This is a genomic window from Undibacterium sp. Di27W (assembly GCF_049340345.1).
In the GTDB taxonomy this organism is placed as follows: Bacteria; Pseudomonadota; Gammaproteobacteria; order Burkholderiales; family Burkholderiaceae_D; genus Undibacterium.
The window spans coordinates 598,822-616,486 of sequence record NZ_JBMPOS010000001.1 but is presented as its reverse complement, the minus strand read 5'-3'; the positions used below and the strand labels follow the sequence as shown (position 1 = coordinate 616,486).

General features: G+C 50.9%; 15 protein-coding genes. 5 read left to right on the top strand and 10 right to left on the bottom strand.

Going from position 1 to position 17,665, the window contains the following annotated elements; translation table 11 throughout:
• Window positions 1-41 precede the first annotated feature (41 nt).
• Complete coding sequence (locus tag ACO0LF_RS02765; RefSeq protein ID WP_423011663.1) at window positions 42-686, bottom strand: RlmE family RNA methyltransferase; 645 nt, start codon at window positions 684-686, stop codon at window positions 42-44.
• Between the two features lie 32 nt (window positions 687-718).
• Between ACO0LF_RS02765 and ACO0LF_RS02760 the strand changes: the two genes are divergently transcribed.
• Window positions 719-1,195 (top strand): YhbY family RNA-binding protein, encoded by a 477-nt coding sequence (locus ACO0LF_RS02760; RefSeq protein WP_110253841.1) that lies wholly within the window; start codon window positions 719-721, stop codon window positions 1,193-1,195.
• Window positions 1,196-1,351: 156 nt separating this feature from the next.
• Here ACO0LF_RS02760 and greA read toward each other — a convergent pair whose 3' ends face one another.
• The 4 genes from greA to ACO0LF_RS02740 all read right to left on the bottom strand — a co-directional run bounded on the left by greA (window position 1,352) and on the right by ACO0LF_RS02740 (window position 7,051).
• A complete protein-coding gene (gene greA, locus ACO0LF_RS02755) occupies window positions 1,352-1,828 on the bottom strand; it encodes a transcription elongation factor GreA (RefSeq protein ID WP_423001713.1) in 477 nt (158 codons plus the stop codon).
• 129 nt (window positions 1,829-1,957) lie between these two features.
• The gene (gene carB, locus ACO0LF_RS02750; protein WP_423011661.1) at window positions 1,958-5,176 is read right to left on the bottom strand and encodes a carbamoyl-phosphate synthase large subunit; all 3,219 of its coding nucleotides are present in this window, start codon (window positions 5,174-5,176) and stop codon (window positions 1,958-1,960) included.
• 4 nt (window positions 5,177-5,180) lie between these two features.
• On the bottom strand, window positions 5,181-6,335 hold the full coding sequence (gene carA / locus ACO0LF_RS02745) for a glutamine-hydrolyzing carbamoyl-phosphate synthase small subunit (RefSeq protein WP_423012443.1): 1,155 nt from the start codon (window positions 6,333-6,335) through the stop codon (window positions 5,181-5,183).
• A gap of 308 nt (window positions 6,336-6,643) precedes the next feature.
• Window positions 6,644-7,051 carry a GlcG/HbpS family heme-binding protein gene (locus tag ACO0LF_RS02740; protein ID WP_423011659.1) on the bottom strand — a complete coding sequence of 136 codons (408 nt, stop codon included), beginning with the start codon at window positions 7,049-7,051 and terminating at the stop codon, window positions 6,644-6,646.
• A 318-nt stretch (window positions 7,052-7,369) separates the two neighbouring features.
• On the opposite strand from ACO0LF_RS02740, the gene ACO0LF_RS02735 reads away from it, so the two are divergent.
• Window positions 7,370-7,852: a C40 family peptidase gene (locus ACO0LF_RS02735; RefSeq protein WP_423012441.1), complete on the top strand. Its 483-nt coding sequence runs from the start codon at window positions 7,370-7,372 to the stop codon at window positions 7,850-7,852.
• Between the two features lie 140 nt (window positions 7,853-7,992).
• Here the strand turns inward: ACO0LF_RS02735 and ACO0LF_RS02730 are convergent, their stop codons facing one another.
• On the bottom strand, window positions 7,993-8,952 hold the full coding sequence (locus tag ACO0LF_RS02730) for a patatin-like phospholipase family protein (RefSeq protein WP_423011657.1): 960 nt from the start codon (window positions 8,950-8,952) through the stop codon (window positions 7,993-7,995).
• 362 nt (window positions 8,953-9,314) lie between these two features.
• On the opposite strand from ACO0LF_RS02730, the gene ACO0LF_RS02725 reads away from it, so the two are divergent.
• On the top strand, window positions 9,315-11,426 hold the full coding sequence (locus ACO0LF_RS02725; protein WP_423011655.1) for a bifunctional 2',3'-cyclic-nucleotide 2'-phosphodiesterase/3'-nucleotidase: 2,112 nt from the start codon (window positions 9,315-9,317) through the stop codon (window positions 11,424-11,426).
• A gap of 21 nt (window positions 11,427-11,447) precedes the next feature.
• On the top strand, window positions 11,448-12,236 hold the full coding sequence (locus tag ACO0LF_RS02720) for a tetratricopeptide repeat protein (protein WP_423011653.1): 789 nt from the start codon (window positions 11,448-11,450) through the stop codon (window positions 12,234-12,236).
• A gap of 26 nt (window positions 12,237-12,262) precedes the next feature.
• Here ACO0LF_RS02720 and ACO0LF_RS02715 read toward each other — a convergent pair whose 3' ends face one another.
• From ACO0LF_RS02715 to ACO0LF_RS02700, 4 genes are all read right to left on the bottom strand, one after another.
• Window positions 12,263-13,459, bottom strand: coding sequence for a hypothetical protein (locus tag ACO0LF_RS02715; RefSeq protein ID WP_423011651.1), 1,197 nt, complete (start codon window positions 13,457-13,459; stop codon window positions 12,263-12,265).
• A 497-nt stretch (window positions 13,460-13,956) separates the two neighbouring features.
• Window positions 13,957-15,009 carry a S41 family peptidase gene (locus ACO0LF_RS02710; RefSeq protein ID WP_423011649.1) on the bottom strand — a complete coding sequence of 351 codons (1,053 nt, stop codon included), beginning with the start codon at window positions 15,007-15,009 and terminating at the stop codon, window positions 13,957-13,959.
• Between the two features lie 108 nt (window positions 15,010-15,117).
• Window positions 15,118-15,873, bottom strand: a complete 756-nt coding sequence (locus tag ACO0LF_RS02705; protein ID WP_423011647.1) for a LytR/AlgR family response regulator transcription factor — start codon at window positions 15,871-15,873, stop codon at window positions 15,118-15,120.
• The gene (locus ACO0LF_RS02700; RefSeq protein ID WP_423011645.1) at window positions 15,870-17,201 is read right to left on the bottom strand and encodes a sensor histidine kinase; all 1,332 of its coding nucleotides are present in this window, start codon (window positions 17,199-17,201) and stop codon (window positions 15,870-15,872) included. The genes ACO0LF_RS02705 and ACO0LF_RS02700 overlap by 4 nt, the downstream gene beginning before the upstream one ends.
• A 107-nt stretch (window positions 17,202-17,308) precedes the next feature.
• On the opposite strand from ACO0LF_RS02700, the gene ACO0LF_RS02695 reads away from it, so the two are divergent.
• On the top strand, window positions 17,309-17,527 hold the full coding sequence (locus tag ACO0LF_RS02695) for a hypothetical protein (protein ID WP_423011643.1): 219 nt from the start codon (window positions 17,309-17,311) through the stop codon (window positions 17,525-17,527).
• Window positions 17,528-17,665: the final 138 nt, after the last annotated feature.

Sequence of the window (17,665 nt, the reverse complement as noted above, 5' to 3'; positions counted from 1 at the left end):
ATATGTTGGCGATATTGATGATTATCAAGAGGTAAATGCAATTATTCGAGGTTTTTCAAGCCTCTGCCAAGCAAAAATATCTCGGAAGACTTGTCTTTACTGGCTTTTGGCTTCTTGTTGAGCACCGTTTTAAACTCATCTTTAAATAATGTAAAGATGTTGTTATAGCTGGGGCCATGGAAGCATTTCACCAATAAAGCACCTCCTGGCTTGAGATGGGCCTTGGAAAAAGTGACTGCCAATTCGATAATATATTCGACACGGGCAGAGTCTACGGTCGAGTTACCTGACAGATTTGGGGCCATATCAGATAAAACCAAGTCAACTTTGCGCCCTAACAATTTAGATTCCAGCTGATCGAGCACTTCATCTTCGCGGAAGTCGCCTTGTATGAATTGCACATCGGCGATAGGGTCCATAGGTAAAAGATCAAGAGCAAAAATCTCGCCCATGATGCCGCCACCCTCTTTACCTGCCAGCTTATTCCTTACATACTGCGACCAGCTGCCTGGCGTTGCACCCAAATCAACAATAATTTGCCCTGGGCGTATCAATTTTTCTGATTCATCTATTTCTTTTAGCTTGTAAACGGCGCGCGCACGATAGCCTTCCTTTTGTGCAAGTTTCACATAAGGATCATTAATATGGTCGTGAACCCAATTTTGATTGAATTTATTCTTTGCCATTCGCGTAAAATACTGCTTTTAAAGGAATTACTATGTTAAAACTTACGCCCGCTGAAAGAAGCGAACTCCGCTCCGAAGCACATGCACTGAAACCTATCGTATTAATCGGTGAAGCTGGCTTGACTCCAGCCGTTATCAAAGAAATTGATGCTGGCCTGAATGCCCATGGCTTGATCAAGGTACGCGTATTTGGCGATGATAGAGAAGCACGTATAGGCATGTACGATACCATCTGCGCCGAGCTGAATGCAGCTCCAGTACAACATATTGGAAAACTTTTGGTGGTCTACCGCCCAAAACTGGAAGGTACGAAAGAAACCAAACTGGTTAAAAAAGGTAAAGGCATGCGCGAAGTCACTATCGTCAAGCCTAGCCCTAGTGGCACGAAAAAACCGACTGTATCCAAAGTCATGGTCAAAGGTAATGAACGCGTTACCCAAGGTGGCAACATCAAACGCGCCAAACCACGTCAAAGCAGTGCAAAAAAATCATCACTTGCCAACAGCTAAGCCTGAATACCTCTGATATCTGATCAGTACTCAACCCGGCCAAACCAGGCCGGGTAATTATTTCCAGCTGAGAAAACATCTTCTCAGTCACTCCACTCTACATCGACTTACTTCTCATCAGTGATCTATTTATATCCATAGACTGGATATGACTGATTAAACGTACAATACATCCAGCACTTCATACTCACGCACACCTGCTGGTGCCTGCACGCCCACCACATCGCCAGCATACTTGCCGATCAAGGCACGTGCGATAGGAGAAGTGATGGAGACTTTACTTAATTTCAAGTCCGCCTCATCTTCGCCAACGATCTGGTAGCTGACTTTTTGCGAGGTTTCCAGGTCTTCCAGATGCACGGTAGAACCAAACACAACACGGCCCTCTGCATCCAGCTCACTAGGGTCAATGATTTGCGCAGAACCCAGCTTGCCTTCCAGATCAGCAATACGACCTTCGATAAATGCCTGACGCTCTTTGGCAGCGTCATACTCGGCATTTTCAGACAAATCGCCTTGCGCACGCGCTTCTGCGATTGCATTGATGACGTCCGGGCGTTCTTTGGTCTTTAAAAGATGCAATTCTTTTTTAAGCAATTCTGCGCCAAATTTGGTGACAGGTACTGTACTCATATCATTCACACTCATAAAAGTAAAAATACAGAGGCCACAACAGACACCAGCATTACCGATGCCATTTGTGAACTCTGTATCGAAGTTCAAGCACCCCTGACTTTGCAGCCAAAGGCACTGTTATTTCTCTCAGTTTAAGGTCTTATGCAGCCCTTGTAAATCATAAACATGCAATTCATTCAAATGATGCATACCTTCAACCGCTGCTTCCGCACCAGCGATGGTAGTGAACGTTGTTGCACGAGCAATCAAAGCCGAGGTACGAATAGCGCGCGAATCGGTGATGGCATTGCGCTTTTCTTCAACGGTATTGATGACCATGGCAATTTCATTGTTTTTGATCATATCAACAACGTGTGGTCTGCCTTCAACCACTTTATTGACGACAGAAACCGGGATGCCTTCAGCAGCAATTGCCGCTGCCGTGCCGCGTGTCGCCACTACCGAGAAGCCCAAAGCCACCAGGTCTTTCGCCACTTTGACACCACGTGGTTTATCGCTGTTCTTGATGCTCAGGAATACCTTGCCGGACGTTGGCAATTTCACGCCAGCACCCAGTTGAGATTTCACGAAAGCTTCGCCAAAGGTTTTACCTACACCCATGACTTCACCGGTCGATTTCATCTCTGGGCCGAGGATGGTATCAACACCAGGGAACTTCACGAATGGGAATACGGCTTCCTTGACGCTGAAGTAAGGTGGTACAACTTCTGCACCTATGCCTTGTGAATCGAGAGACTGACCAACCATGCAGCGAGCAGCAATTTTCGCCAGTTGCAAGCCCGTGGCTTTGGACACATAAGGCACGGTACGTGAGGCACGTGGATTCACTTCCAGCACGAACACGACATCTTTGCCCTCTTGCTGTTGAATCGCAAACTGCACGTTCATCAGGCCGACGACATTCAAACCCTTGGCCATCAAGGCAGTCTGGCGCTTGAGTTCAGCAATGGTTTCTTGCGACAAGGAATATGGTGGCAAAGAACATGCAGAGTCACCAGAGTGCACGCCAGCCTGCTCAATATGTTCCATCACGCCACCGATAAAGGTGCGCTCGCCATCAGACAGGCAATCGACGTCGACTTCAATCGCATCATTGAGGAAGCGGTCCAGCAAGACTGGGGAATCATGCGACACCTTGACGGCTTCACGCATGTAACGTTCAAGATCACGTTGCTCATGCACGATTTCCATCGCACGGCCACCGAGCACATAAGATGGACGCACCACCAGTGGGTAACCGATTTCTTGCGCCAACGCCAAAGCATCGGCCTCAGTACGTGCAGTGCGGTTAGGTGGCTGACGCAAGCCCAGGTCTTGCAACATTTTCTGGAAGCGTTCGCGATCTTCTGCGGCATCAATCATGTCTGGTGAAGTACCAACGATAGGCACGCCATTGGCTTCGAGATCCAGTGCCAGCTTCAAAGGCGTCTGGCCACCGTATTGTACGATCACGCCAACTGGCTTTTCTTTGTCGACGATTTCCAGTACATCTTCCAGCGTCAGCGGCTCAAAATACAGACGGTCAGATGTATCGTAGTCGGTAGAAACAGTTTCAGGATTGCAGTTGACCATGATGGTTTCATAACCATCTTCGCGCATTGCGAATGCCGCGTGCACGCAGCAATAATCAAACTCAATACCCTGGCCGATACGGTTAGGGCCACCGCCCAATACCATTATTTTCTTCTTGTCGGTCGGGTTCGATTCGCACTCTTCTTCATAGGTCGAATACATGTAAGCTGTATTCGTGGCGAATTCACCGGCGCAAGTATCCACGCGCTTGTAGACTGGGCGCACGTTCAAAGCTTTACGCTTTTCACGGATAGCTGTGTCGGTAGTCTTCAACAATTTTGCCAGGCGACGGTCAGAGAAGCCTTTTTGCTTCAGTTGCAGCATCAGGGCTTTATCGACGCTGTCGAGCGACTGTTCATCCAGCCACAATTCGATATCCACGATGTCCTTGATCTGGACCAGAAACCATGGGTCGATATGCGTCAGTTGATGCACTTCTTCCAGCGTAAAACCTTGAGCAAAAGCATCGCCCACATACCAGATGCGGTCAGGGCCAGGCTCACCGAGTTCTTTTTCCAGGGTCTCACGGTCCTGGGTTTTTTCATTCATGCCATCGACACCAACTTCAAGACCACGCAGGGCTTTCTGGAAAGACTCCTGGAAGGTACGGCCTATCGCCATCACTTCACCAACAGATTTCATCTGCGTCGTCAGGCGGTTATCTGCCTGCGGGAATTTTTCAAATGCAAAACGCGGTATCTTGGTAACGACGTAATCTATCGAAGGCTCGAAAGAAGCTGGCGTAGCACCGCCAGTAATTTCATTACGCAATTCATCGAGCGTGAAACCAACTGCCAGCTTGGCAGCGATTTTGGCGATAGGGAAACCCGTCGCTTTTGATGCCAAAGCAGATGAACGCGATACACGCGGATTCATCTCGATAACGATCATGCGGCCATCAGCAGGGTTAATGGAAAACTGTACGTTGGAGCCACCGGTATCCACACCAATTTCACGCAGTACTGCCAAAGAGGCATTACGCATGATCTGGTATTCTTTATCGGTCAGTGTCTGCGCTGGTGCAACTGTGATCGAGTCACCGGTATGCACGCCCATAGGGTCCAGGTTTTCGATGGAGCAGACGATGATGCAGTTGTCGGCCTTATCGCGCACGACTTCCATCTCATATTCTTTCCAGCCTATCAGCGATTCTTCGATCAGCAATTCATTGGTAGGCGATGCTTCCAGACCGCGCTTGCAAATCGTCTCGAATTCTTCCGGGTTGTAGGCAATACCACCACCTGTACCACCCATGGTGAACGATGGACGGATGATGACGGGGAAGCCAACATCCTTTTGCACTACCCATGCTTCGTCCATGGAATGAGCAACGCCGGAACGTGCAGAACCCAGACCAATCTTGGTCATGGCGTTCTTGAATTTCAAACGATCTTCAGCCTTGTCGATGGCTTCTGGTGAAGCACCGATGAGTTCGCAATTGTATTTGGTCAGTACGCCATGACGATGCAGATCCAGTGCGCAATTCAATGCAGTCTGGCCACCCATGGTTGGCAGAATTGCATCCGGCTTCTCTTTATCGATGATGCGTTCAACAACTTGCCAGGTGATAGGTTCGATGTAAGTCACATCGGCCATTTCTGGATCAGTCATGATGGTCGCCGGATTGCTGTTAACCAGAATCACGCGATAACCTTCTTCACGCAAGGCCTTGCAAGCCTGTGCGCCGGAATAATCGAATTCGCAAGCCTGACCAATAATGATGGGGCCAGCGCCGATAATCAAAATACTTTTTATGTCGTTACGTTTTGGCATTCTCTTATTCTCCTGTCTTTGCCTTGGCCATCATCGCAGTGAAGCGGTCAAACAGGTAGGCGATATCATGCGGACCTGGTGAGGCTTCAGGGTGACCCTGGAAGCAGAAAGCTGGTTTATCAGTACGGGCAAACCCTTGCAACGAGCCATCAAACAAAGACACGTGGGTAACACGGCAGTTGGCTGGCAAAGTTGCAGCATCCACTGCGAAACCGTGGTTTTGGGATGTAATCAATACCTGCTTGGTATCCAGATCCTGCACAGGATGGTTGGCACCGTGGTGACCAAATTTCATCTTTAATGTTTTTGCACCGGATGCCAGCGCCATGATTTGATGACCCAGGCAAATACCAAAAGTAGGAATGCCCTTCTTTATCAATTCTTTAGCAGCCGCAATCGCGTAGTCGCAAGGCTCTGGGTCGCCAGGACCATTCGATAAAAACACGCCATCAGGATTCAGCGCCAGCACATCGGCAGCACTGGATTGCGCAGGCAATACCGTGACCTTGCAACCGCGCTCTGCCAGCATGCGCAGGATATTGCGCTTGACGCCAAAGTCGAAAGCGACGACATGGAATTTTGGGTTTTGCAACTGACCATAACCCTGGCCCAATACCCACTCAGCCTCAGTCCAGTTGTAAGCCTGTTTGACAGAAACAACCTTTGCCAGATCCATGCCAGACAGGCCAGGGAAAGACTTGGCCAGTGCGATGGCTTTTTCAGCATCAGCGCCCACCAGGATAGCACCGCCCTGCGCACCTTTTTCACGCAAAATACGTGTCAGCTTGCGGGTATCAATACCAGCAATAGCAACAATGTTTTGGGATTTAAGGTAATCAGAGAGGGTTTGTTCAGAGCGGAAATTCGATACCAGCAAAGGCAGGTCTTTAATAATCAAACCAGCTGCATGGATTTTGTCAGACTCTACGTCTTCAGCATTGACGCCAGTATTACCAATATGCGGATATGTCAGGGTAACGATTTGGGAACTATAACTGGGGTCAGTCAAAATTTCCTGATAACCGGTCATTGAGGTATTGAAGACAACTTCACCTATGGTTTGACCGGCAGCGCCAATCGAATAGCCAGTGAAAATGCTTCCATCGGCGAGAGCAAGTATAGCGGTGTCCTGGCCGGAACGAAGAAGGGACTGCGGAATGGGCAGCAAGGGCAACTCCTGTATTGTTACCGCCGCTGCGACGCCCCAAGCTGTCGTTTCCCTGGCCGCGCAAGAATTGCCGCGTGGCCTGGAAAGATGATGGAGCGATGTGAATTTGGGTAGGCGCTACGGCGAGATTTCGGATTAGTTAAACCCTCGAATTATAGCGCGAAACGGCCTATCAGGCAAATACGAAATGCCTGATAGGCCGTCTATTCCAGCAAATTAACAAGTAGCACGAGCGTTCGCCTGCCATGTTTTCAATTTCGTCTTCAAAAACACGCCTACAAATACGCCACTGACAACAATTACAAGCCCAGTGCCGCTATACCTGCTTTTGCGATTTGTGCATCTTCAGACGATTTAACACCTGAAACGCCAACAGCACCAACGCACTGTCCATCAACAATAATAGGTACACCACCTTCAAGCATACCCTCAATGAAAGGTGCACTCAGGAAGGAATAACGACCGTTATTGATAATATCTTCATAGATCTTGGATTCGCGCTTGCCCAGAGCCGCAGTAGTTGCTTTGGCTGGTGCGATATGTGCAGAAATAGGCGCAACACCGTCCAGGCGCTGCAACCACAGCAAATGACCGCCATCATCAACAACAGCAATCACGACAGGCCAGTTATTGGCTTTGGCTTCTGCCTCGGCAGCGGCAGCGATTTTTTTGACATCATCCAATGTCAACACAGGTTTTGTTTGCATAAATGCCTCTCCTTAAAAGTCAGCGGATTGTACGCCAAGCAATTGCGCTTAGGTATACAAACAGTTTTAACCAATTTAAGTATTTAAGCAGCAGGCTTGGCAGCAGCTAGAAATTATAATTTATACAAAATTGCACTTGCGATACTGCCAACTCTCTCACGCTCTCGCTGAAACTTATTGTTACTTAGAAATATTCCCTAATGGTTTACATTTTTTCAGAGTTCGCTTACAGTGGACCGGTTTTTCCAACCAGGTGCAAAGATGCTAATAACCGTTTCCAGACTCTCAAGGAAAGCCAAGTTAGTGCTTATCTCGACTATGCTGCTCGCAGCAGCGGCCAATCCAGCCTGGAGCGCAGACAACCCCTTCCCCGAATCATCGACGGCTTATACCAAACTCCAGGAAATCAAACAGCGCGCGTCTGACCTCACCGTCAAAGCCATGGATTTAATGGGTATACGATATAAACGCGGTGGCAATTCTCCGGAAAATGGTCTCGATTGCAGTGGTTTTGTGCGATATGTATTCAAGGATGTGGTCGGCGCCAATTTGCCACGCACTTCAGCAGAAATCAGTAAAGTCGGCGAACACGTAGAACAAAAAGACTTACAACCCGGTGATCTGGTGTTTTATAACACCCTCAAACGCGGTTTTTCTCATGTCGGCATTTATCTGGGCGACAACAAATTCATACACTCCCCTTCTGCAGGCGGCCAGGTTCGCGTAGAAAGCATGGATATTTCTTACTGGAAAAAACGCTTCAATGGCGCTCGCCGCATCAATGATGACGAAGTAAAATAAAAAATTCCAGGCATCCACAAAAAAATCTAAAAAAGGCTAAATTATTTAGCCTTGACATCAAAACAAGTTCCAGTGAACCACAAAAAATAAAGGCAGAGCACTTCGCTCTGCCTTTAGATCATATTCAGCTCAATCAGAGATCAACGCTCTTGCATGGCCTTAATCTTTTGTTTGATTTCTGGCATCATCGCCATCGCTGCTTTTTCACCTGCCAAAATAGCCAGATTTCTACCCGCGAAATCATTGCCCTTCATGCCAGGCAATTCTGGGCGGATGACAATTTCAGCTTGCTTCAATTCAAACTGATTAATGCTTTGCCCCATGATAGCTACGGTTTGCAGCAAAATATCCAGAGTCGCATTTGAAACCAGTGGCTCTGGTGGCGAAGAAATATTGACAGCAATCACCACGTCCGCCCCCATTTCGCGGGCAAAACGTACCGGCACTGGTGACACCAGGCCACCATCGACATACAGGCGCTCATTGATTTTTACAGGCTGGAATACGCCAGGCACAGCAGATGATGCACGCACTGCAGCACCCGTATTACCACGCTGGAACAGTACAGCATGACCTGTTGCCAGATCAGTTGCAACAGCGCCAAAAGGCTTGCGCAGTTTTTCTATCGGCGCCTGTGCTACCAGGCGGTTTACATAGGCTTGCAGGGCATCCCCCTTCAATACCCCACTGGATTTGGAAAACAAGGGCACTGACCAGTCTGAAATCGTCACTTCATCCATGTCCAGAGCCATTTTTTGCAGGGCGAAACCATTGTTACCCGCAGCATACATGGCACCGACCACACTGCCAGCACTGGTGCCGACCACGATATCTGGTGAAATCCCCTGCGACTCGAGTGCCTTGATGACACCAATATGGGCAAAGCCACGCGCTGCGCCACCACCCAGTGCCAGGCCAATACGAATTGGTTTCAAAGTTTTAGCCACTGGTATGGCCGGAGTGGCCGTGGTAGTCACTTGCTGGGGAGCTGTGTTACACCCCCCGATTACAGCCAGCAAGCAAGCTGATGCCAATAATTGAAATGCGTTGCGCCTGGGCTTATTGACGGCACTAAAAACAGGGAAATGGAGTTGCGGCATGTATTTGATGAGTAAGTTAAGTAGTGTTGCAAGGCAATGTCAGCTAGGAAAACAGCATTGCGAATCAGGTGCGAGATTATATTTCCAAAAGCTGCACAGCGCCGAAAACATAACAGGAAATTAATTGCTGACAAATTTCCGAGGTGGCTTTTCTTGATCAAGCAGCATCAACAAAACAAATAAGCAATATCATCAATTAATGATACCCAACATTCCATTACTTATATGTCATGCCAAGGAAATAATTCATACTGATAATCGCGCACTTGTCGATCTTTGACCGACAGGATTTTGCCTGAATGCGCAAAGCTAACACTCAGCAAATCAACGATTTGACATTGATGATTCCTTAGAGAGAGTTTATGAAAAAGATTTTTTGGCTGCCATCCCTTGCAGCAATTGCACTAGCTGGTTGCGGCACTAGCGATCCGGTGGTCAGCACACCTGTCACTGTCACGCCAGCAGTTGACGTCAATGCAGTTCCAGAGGGCACGACTTTGAAAATCGCCCTGCTTGAAACCACAGACATACATCAAAACATACTCAGCTATGACTACTACGGCTTGAAAGCGGATACCAGCCTGGGTCTGGAAAGAACCGCCACCCTGATCAAAGACGCCCGCACTGAAAACCCCAACAATATCCTGCTGGATGATGGCGACGTCATTCAGGGCACATTGCTTGGTGATTACCAGGCACTGGCCGCCCCTGTCACTTGCAGCGGCACCCTGGCCGTCTATAAAGTCATGAACGCCTTGAAATACGATGCGGCTGGCCTGGGCAACCATGAATTCAATTATGGCCTGGGTTTCCTCAGTCAAATCACCAATACCGATTTTGGCTTACCTGATGTCAGCAAATCTGGCAGTTGTGGTGCCCCGAACTTCCCGTTGGTCTTGTCGAATGTCGTCGGTGCCAGCAGCCAAAAACCGATCTTCAATCCTACTTCCCTCATCAGCAAACAATTCACGGCCACCAAACCAGATGGCTCGAGCATGAGTGTCAAACTGAATGTAGGCGTCATGGGTTTTGTACCACCACAAATCATGGACTGGGATCAAAAATCCCTGGCAGGTAAAGTGGTCGTCAATGGCGTACAAGAGTCAGCGAATAAATATGTACCTGAACTGCGCTCCAAAGGTGCTGACCTGGTAGTCGCCTTATCCCATGGTGGCCTGGATGCATCGCCCTACAGCCCGAAAATGGAAAACGGCAGCTTGCACCTGAGCACGACTGGTATAGACGCACTGATGCTGGGCCATGCTCATTTGATTTTCCCTGCACCTAAAGAAACTGGCGCACCTCCCATTGACGCATCCCTGGCCGCCCTGCCCGCAGCAATTGTCGATACCAAAAAAGGTCTGGTGAATGGCGTGCCTGCCGTCATGGCGCAAAGCTGGGGCCGTCGCCTGGGCATCATACAGATGACCTTGAAATACCAAAGTGGCAAATGGGTAGTCCAAAAAGACCTGACCAATGTAGAAGCTCGCGGCTTCAAATACAAAGATGGCACCACCATCGTTGATGCAGACGCCTCCATTGCACCTCTGGTGGATACTGAACACAAAGCCACTATTAATTATGCGACCCAGGCTTTGGGTACCACAACCGACTTTGAAATGTCAGCTTACTTCGCTTTAGTAGGTGATGTCTCAGCCATACAAATCGTCAATCAGGCGCAAATCGATTATGTAAAAAGCTTTATCGCCAATTCCAACGATACGACGATAGCCAGCTACAAATCCATCCCTGTGATTTCTTGCAGCGCACCCTTCAAGGCTGGCCGCAATGGCCCTACTGACTTCACCGATGTTGCCCCTGGTGCCAGCCCAAGCGCTCCATTTGGTTTGCAGGTACGCAACCCTGGCGATCTTTACTTGTATGGCAATAACAATTTGCAAGCAGTCAAAATCAAGGGTTCTGATTTGAAAAATTGGCTGGAAACTGCTGCAAAACAATTTGGCCAGATAGATCCGACACTGACGACTGAGCAAGACCTGGTGCCATCCTACTCAACCATTTATAACTACGATGTGTTCTATGCAGATAACAATGCGCTGCAATACCAGATCGATGTCACCCAGGCAGCAGGCAAGCGCATCAGTAACCTGACATATGCAGGCAAGGCAGTAGGCGACAATGATGACTTTATCGTTGCCACCAATGACTATCGTGCGGGTGGTGGCGGTAACTTCCCTGGCATAGATGGCAGCAAAACCATCATCAAATCACCAGATGCAAACCAGGCTGTCGTCAGCAATTTCGTCAAAAAACAGGGCAAAATCACCAGCACCGCCAATGGCACAGGCCAAAGCTGGAGCTTTGTCAAAGTCGCGACCAAAGGACCGGTCATTTTGCGCTCTGCCCCTGGCAAAATAGCCGTCGCACAAGCCTTGGGATTGAGCCGCGTTAAAGCCGAAGGCGCACTCGATGCCAGTGGCTTCGCCAAATATGCGATAGATTTGAGTAAATAACATCGCTGGCAATAAGTAATAATGATAGTCCGTGCGTTGCAGACAGCAGCGCACGGCATCTTTCTTGATGATGACATGTTGAACAAATTCAAAATCTTTGCAGGTATTTTTTTCGCATGCAGTATCAGCGCCTGCGCCCCTGCACCAACAACAGCAGAGATAGAATCTGCCGGCATACAAGCTTTGCATGCTCAATTGCCATCTGCCATCGCCACATTGCAAAAATGGGCAGATGCAGGTAACGCCACAGCCCAGCGCGAATTGGGTTTGGCCTATGCCATCAAACCTGAACAGGCCAGCCTGGCCCTGCACTGGCTGGAAAAAGCCGCCAGCAATCAAGGCGATGATGCAGAAGCCCAGTTTCAACTGGCGGAAGCCCATTACAAGGCGCGTCTGGGATTAGCAAAGAATGAACAACTCGCCTGGAAATGGTATGAAGCCGCTGCCAATAATAACCATGCCAAAGCCAGCTTCATGCTGGCGCGCATGGCCAAATACGGCCAGGGTACGCCACAAAACCTGAACACCTCCATCAAATGGCTGGAAAAATCCAGCCAGCAAGGCAATCCGCAAGCGATGTTTCTGCTATCGAATGCCTATGCAGCAGGCGAAGGCGTACAACAAGATCAGGCGCTGGCCAGAAAGTGGCTGGAAGAGTCTGCCGAACTGGAATACCCGGTTGCCATACAGGCACTAGCCATGGAGCTGGAAAGCGGCAGCAAACATGTAGAAAAAGATCCACAAAAGGCCAGGCATTTGATCAAGGAAGCGTCAGATGAACGTTTGATGCGCTGGAACCGGTATCAATAGCCGGACTTCATAAGGATGTCAGCAGGCTAATTGGGTACAGCGACCTGAGGCGACCATTCACCTGTCACGTTCACATCAATTAATTGGCAAATCATTGCGCCAAGATCGAGCGACAGTATCTCCTTGGCCGCTTTTGCACCGCCATCCTGCTTGTTTGCTGCATGGATGAAACGTAGAAATTCTTGCAGCTGATGTGCCAGATTTTCCACCAGAATATGCGCTAGTTCATACGATAATTTCGTACCTTCATCATTGCGATGAAAGGATGTGCCACTCCAAAATTCCTGTATCTGCCATTCATCCCAAAAATTGCGCAAATCATCGAGCAATTCTTCAGCATTGAGTTTGCGGGTCAGATATCTACTATGCAAGCGCCGCTCCAGTGTGACCGCCAAACCTTCGTTGAGCCACAAGGGAATATCCAGCCATGCCAGGGCGCTATGGGTTAATTCGTGGGTGATGATGGGCTCCACCAGCAGCAAGTCATCCTGCTTGGTGATGAAGTGCGGGCAGCAATCCTGGGCGATGAACATGCCACTACTTTGCACCCGCCCCTCGTTGGTATGGGAAAAAATGCTGGAATAGCGTTGATAGCCTGCCTCGTCGTCAAAGACTAACAAAATGCTTTTAAATTTATCAGGAAAGCAGGCCACGTCAGGCAAGATACGGGCAATATTTTTGCGTGTTTTGACAATAAATTGCGCGCTGGCGACAATCACATTCGGCTCCAGCGTGGCAAGCACAAATGCTTGCTCGCTTTCATACAAATAACAATGCGGGCCGATTGTTTGCTTGAGTGCAAACAACCAGGCGCGTTGCGCAAACAAAATAGCCTCTTGCCTGACGTGCAAATCATCAACGCCATTCAGCCAAAGCTGGAAGTGCTGCCAATCCAGAATTGGCAAGCCATTGCGATATTTAAAATTATCCCTGATCGAATATGGCTTGCTGCCTGCGAACACAATTTCAGAGTAGGCATCCACTGGCAGGTTTTTTTCGCTAATGAAGCCTGATGGTAATTTTTCAGGCGTTTGCCATAAGGGTGTGCGCGGGCGCCTTGGCAGCTCGGCTAAAGCAAAAGATGCACCAAGTAAGGGAATCACCCAGATACCGATGCAAGTGAGAGTGCGCCCAAAACCAATTGGTAGTTTTCTAATAACAAAATAGTGTACCCAGCAATTCAAGCCTAGTTGCAACACCAGATAAATAAGAAATGGCACCATAATTACAATCTGCTATTTGTAGACGGGAAGAAATGCCGCGATCTTAGCATTGCCTATACTTAATTACTAACAAGTTTTTGTTGGCTTGCCAGCAACTCAACAGACACTAAATAGTGTGCGAGGATGCCTCACATAATGTGGCGCAAGGTGATTCAAGTGCAGGATTAAGACAATGCAGCGATCGAATACCAAACTGAGTCTTATCATCAAGCCGGACACTCTTTCTCATCTCAACTTTGAAGGTGTCCCGCCTGCGATAGTGCACGCCCCGCGCCATACCGTTGAAAAATATAAAACCTATCAATCAACACTAAGCCTAACCTTCTGAATCCTTTCTAGCCGTGTTTGTCCGCCTTCGCCTCCTCTCCGGAAACGGACACCGGGTAAAGTTCTTGCCGTCGAGGTGAAGTATTTCACCACCTTAAAGATTGCGTTGGGGTGCTTCGACCTCATCGTGACAAACATGAACTTTGCCCGCTGCATGTTGATATGAGGTTTCAGTGACCCGTAGCAACAGGTGATGCGCCGCCATTAAGTTGTCGCTGCATCAGATCTTTGGCCGCAGCAAGTGCATCGTCCACCTTTGCCGCAACATCCGGGATGACGCCCACACCCTCCCAGTTTGTATGGGTGATTGGGCTGATTGAGCGTCTGCTTGGTATAAAGGCAGCAAAATACTCGCTGAGACGATATGGGCGCGAAGCGTTAGCGCCGCCCCAAGTGCGTTCGCCGATCACCGTGGCACGTTTCAATGCCTGCATTTGGTACGCGAATGATTCGGCGGCGGACTTCGTGTTGGGGCCCGCCAGGATGAGGACCGGCTTCTTGCCACCATAGCGTTTGCCGTCAAGCTTATCCTGCGTCCAATACTGCGCGGTGATGCCGGTCGCACGTTCCCAGGTGTCGTTGAGGCGGGTGCGCTCGTCAACCAGATAGCTGATCAGTAGCGCCACTGAGTCTCCGCCGCCACCGCCGTTGTTGCGCAGATCAATGATGAGGCCATCGGTGTCAGCGAGTTCATTCATCATTGCGGCGAACTTGTCGGATACGAGGAAAACTGGCCCGAAAGAAGAAATTTGCAGGTAGCCAATATTGGAGCTAAGGTGATCAGCCTTTTCCACGCCAAGGTTTGATGCGAGAATCTTTTCAAGAGCGGCAGGCGGCACCTGTTTTTCCCACTCCGACCGCGTCTGGGGTGGCGGCGGCATTGCATCATCGGGCGGCACCGGGCGGGTGCTGACATATACCGCCATATGCTTGTCGTGGACAACGCCCTCAATATCATCCGACAGCTGTTTGGCCAGCTGTTTACCGTCCGTGATCCCATCGTACTTACCTTCGCGCTGGTGCTGACGCAAGACGACCTCAGCTTGTTGGGCTTTGTCTGGAAAAACGTAGTGGGCATTCAGCTTGGCAATCAGCGTATCGATGACCTCCAACCGGGTCGCACTATCAACCTCCCCTGTCGACGGCGACGCGGGCGTGCGAGCGATTGCCCCTGTCACGGTCAGCAATAACAAAGACAGTGTGACCATCCATTTCTTTTTCATTATCTTCCTTTCAGATCAATATGTGGAAACGATTAATTGGGAACTGAACCAAAAAACGCGTCGTCGGCGCGAGAGCGGCCGTTCAGCAGACGGTGTTCAACAGCTGTGCTACATCTGGCGGAATTGCTTGGCAAACCCCTCACTAACGGTCAAACGCTCGGTCCGGCCTTTCAGGATGACCTCCAGCCCGCCGCCGCCGCGCGCCCCGTATTCACTGCGTTCGATCCGGTCAATGGCCTGAAGATTGACGATGGCGCTGCGATGGATTTGCGCGAACAGCTGCGGGTCCAGTTGCTCGAGCAGGGACTTGAGAGGCAAGCGAATCAGCGCATCGCCATCCACCGTCACCACCCGCGTGTACTTTTCGTTCGACTGGAAGTACAGCACTTCGCTCACCATCACCAGCCGCACCGAATTGCCGCTCGAAGCCTTAATCCACTTGAGGTACACCGGTGCGCGCTCTTGTTCAAAAAGCTGTTCCCACACGGTCGGTGGCGGGCTTGCTGTCGTGCGCGACTTCAGCCGGCGGATCGTCTGCAGCAGGCGTGCGGTCGTCAAAGGCTTGACCAGATAGTCGGACGCGCCGGCATCGAAAGCGGCCAAGGCATACTCCGAATGCGCCGTAACGAACACGACCTGGCACGACTCGGGAATATGGCGTGCTACCTCCATGCCGTTGAGGCCGGGCATCTGTATGTCCAGGAATACGATGTCCGGTTTCAGTGCATCGATGCTTGCCACCGCTTCGATACCGTTTTCGACTTGGCCGGCGATTTGTAGTTCGGGCCACAAGACATGCAGCTGGTCCATCAGCTCTGCCCGCAGCAGAGGCTCGTCTTCGACGATCAGGGCGCGTGGCATCATGCGTGCCTCCCAACAATAGGCACGGTTAACAATGCGTGTACTCCTTGTCCGTCGCCCGGCTCAACGAAAAGGCTGGCCTTGCGCCCGTAGAGCAGCAGCAAGCGTTCTGCGATATTCGCCAGCCCCGTGCCTTGCCCGGCTTGTTCGGTCAAGCCGACGCCGTCGTCGACCACAGACACGCTCAGCAGCTCGTCCTTCCCGTCGCTCTCATGCCTTGCGCTGATGGTGATCAGGCCCGGTCGGCTGGCCCGCTCCAAACCGTGTTTGACGGCGTTTTCCACAAGCGAGATCAGCATCGCCGGCGGGAACGGCAGGCTGCGCAATTCCTCGGCCGCTTCGACTGCGAAGCGTAGGCGCGCGCCCATGCGGATGCGCATCACCGCCAGGTAGTCGTTAACCAGATCCATTTCTCGCCCCAGGGTCGAGGACACTGAGCGCATATCCGGCATCGCGTTCTGCAGGTAGCCGACCAGGTGGTCGAGCATGTCCTGCGCGGCCTGCTGGTCGGTGCGGATCAGGTACTTTAGATTTGCCAGGGTATTGAACAGGAAGTGCGGCTCGACTTGTGCCTGCAAGGCTGAGAGGCGCGCCTGCAGCGAGGTACGTTCCAGCTCGCGCTCACGCCGAGCCGCGTCCAGTGCGTTTGCATGGCGCGTGAGATGCTGGCGCAGTTGAGCAGACACTATCTCGGCGGTCTTCAGCGACTCACCCTGCTGAATCGCGAACCAGGCCAGGCCCGGGCGGCAGCGCAGCTCGATGCGGCAGCTGGGGCCCAAATCGGACGACACCCTCACCTCGACATGGCGCCCCAGCGCCATCGGGCGCCAGCGGCCCAGCGCGATCCGGCCCTTGAAAGGGTCGTGGACGAACGCCGGCGGGCCGGAGTAGCCGAGTGCAGTGCCGAGCGCCAGCCCCGACAAGGACTCGGTGCACAGGTCGAAGGTAGTATAGGTATTGAACGGCGCATCGATGCGACGCGTCACCGAAGAAGCAATCGCCTCCGTACACAGCGCCTTGCCCTCCTCGCCCAGCCGGACAAGAAAGTTGCGGGCGATCCCGCTCGAAATCAGCGCGAGCCAGGCCATCACCGCCAGCGCAACGCCACCGACAATGTACAGAGTCAGCTTGTGGTGCCCTACTTCGCCCGGCGCATCCGGACCGAAGTTCAGCCAGAGCGGCAGCAACGCGATCGCCAGCGACAGGAACAACAGCGAACCGGCGTTGAAGCGCAACGCCGACTGCAGCAGGTAGCTGCGCACCAAGCTGCGGTCGTGCTCGACTTCTGGTACGGGAGGCTCGTTGAATGGCAGAAATGGGGGAGAACTCATTAAATTCCTCATGTAGAACTTGCCCGCTATTCTAACGGCTTGGGTGCACGTGTTTTCGCCCATGCGACGAATGCCTGCAAATTGGGGAGGAAACCGGCACCGACGAGATGAATGCCGCCTACACAATCGCTGCCCGGGCCTGGCGATCCAGACGGATATCAGCGTGTGCCAAATTTGGCAGGATAGGCTCGACAGGCACACGCATGGGGCAAGCGCACTCAATACATGTGACTCGCCAGGATGGCGCTATTGACCAGGCCATGTCAGCCTGGCAATGGAAGTCGCATACCTTCGAAGGCATATTTGTAGAGCCTGAACCAGAATAATGAGGCCAGCTTAGGTGGTTGAAGTGGTACCTGAAGATCTGAAAATGGCCGATCTCGGCCTAAGGCAACAGGATACCAGCTTGCCGAAATGAAAATATCACACATTTCCACAATTTGACGTGGAGGGTCGCCCTCTGC

Coding starts and splice junctions, on each gene's coding strand:
- ACO0LF_RS02710 (WP_423011649.1), bottom strand. CDS start 15,009: ATGAAAAAGAAATGGATGGTCACACTGTCTTTGTTATTGCTGACCGTG.
- greA (WP_423001713.1), bottom strand. CDS start 1,828: ATGAGTACAGTACCTGTCACCAAATTTGGCGCAGAATTGCTTAAAAAA.
- carB (WP_423011661.1), bottom strand. CDS start 5,176: ATGCCAAAACGTAACGACATAAAAAGTATTTTGATTATCGGCGCTGGC.
- ACO0LF_RS02715 (WP_423011651.1), bottom strand. CDS start 13,459: ATGGTGCCATTTCTTATTTATCTGGTGTTGCAACTAGGCTTGAATTGC.
- ACO0LF_RS02700 (WP_423011645.1), bottom strand. CDS start 17,201: ATGAGTTCTCCCCCATTTCTGCCATTCAACGAGCCTCCCGTACCAGAA.
- ACO0LF_RS02740 (WP_423011659.1), bottom strand. CDS start 7,051: ATGCAAACAAAACCTGTGTTGACATTGGATGATGTCAAAAAAATCGCT.
- ACO0LF_RS02765 (WP_423011663.1), bottom strand. CDS start 686: ATGGCAAAGAATAAATTCAATCAAAATTGGGTTCACGACCATATTAAT.
- ACO0LF_RS02735 (WP_423012441.1), top strand. CDS start 7,370: ATGCTGCTCGCAGCAGCGGCCAATCCAGCCTGGAGCGCAGACAACCCC.
- ACO0LF_RS02720 (WP_423011653.1), top strand. CDS start 11,448: ATGATAGTCCGTGCGTTGCAGACAGCAGCGCACGGCATCTTTCTTGAT.
- ACO0LF_RS02730 (WP_423011657.1), bottom strand. CDS start 8,952: ATGCCGCAACTCCATTTCCCTGTTTTTAGTGCCGTCAATAAGCCCAGG.
- ACO0LF_RS02695 (WP_423011643.1), top strand. CDS start 17,309: ATGAATGCCGCCTACACAATCGCTGCCCGGGCCTGGCGATCCAGACGG.
- ACO0LF_RS02760 (WP_110253841.1), top strand. CDS start 719: ATGTTAAAACTTACGCCCGCTGAAAGAAGCGAACTCCGCTCCGAAGCA.
- ACO0LF_RS02725 (WP_423011655.1), top strand. CDS start 9,315: ATGAAAAAGATTTTTTGGCTGCCATCCCTTGCAGCAATTGCACTAGCT.
- ACO0LF_RS02705 (WP_423011647.1), bottom strand. CDS start 15,873: ATGATGCCACGCGCCCTGATCGTCGAAGACGAGCCTCTGCTGCGGGCA.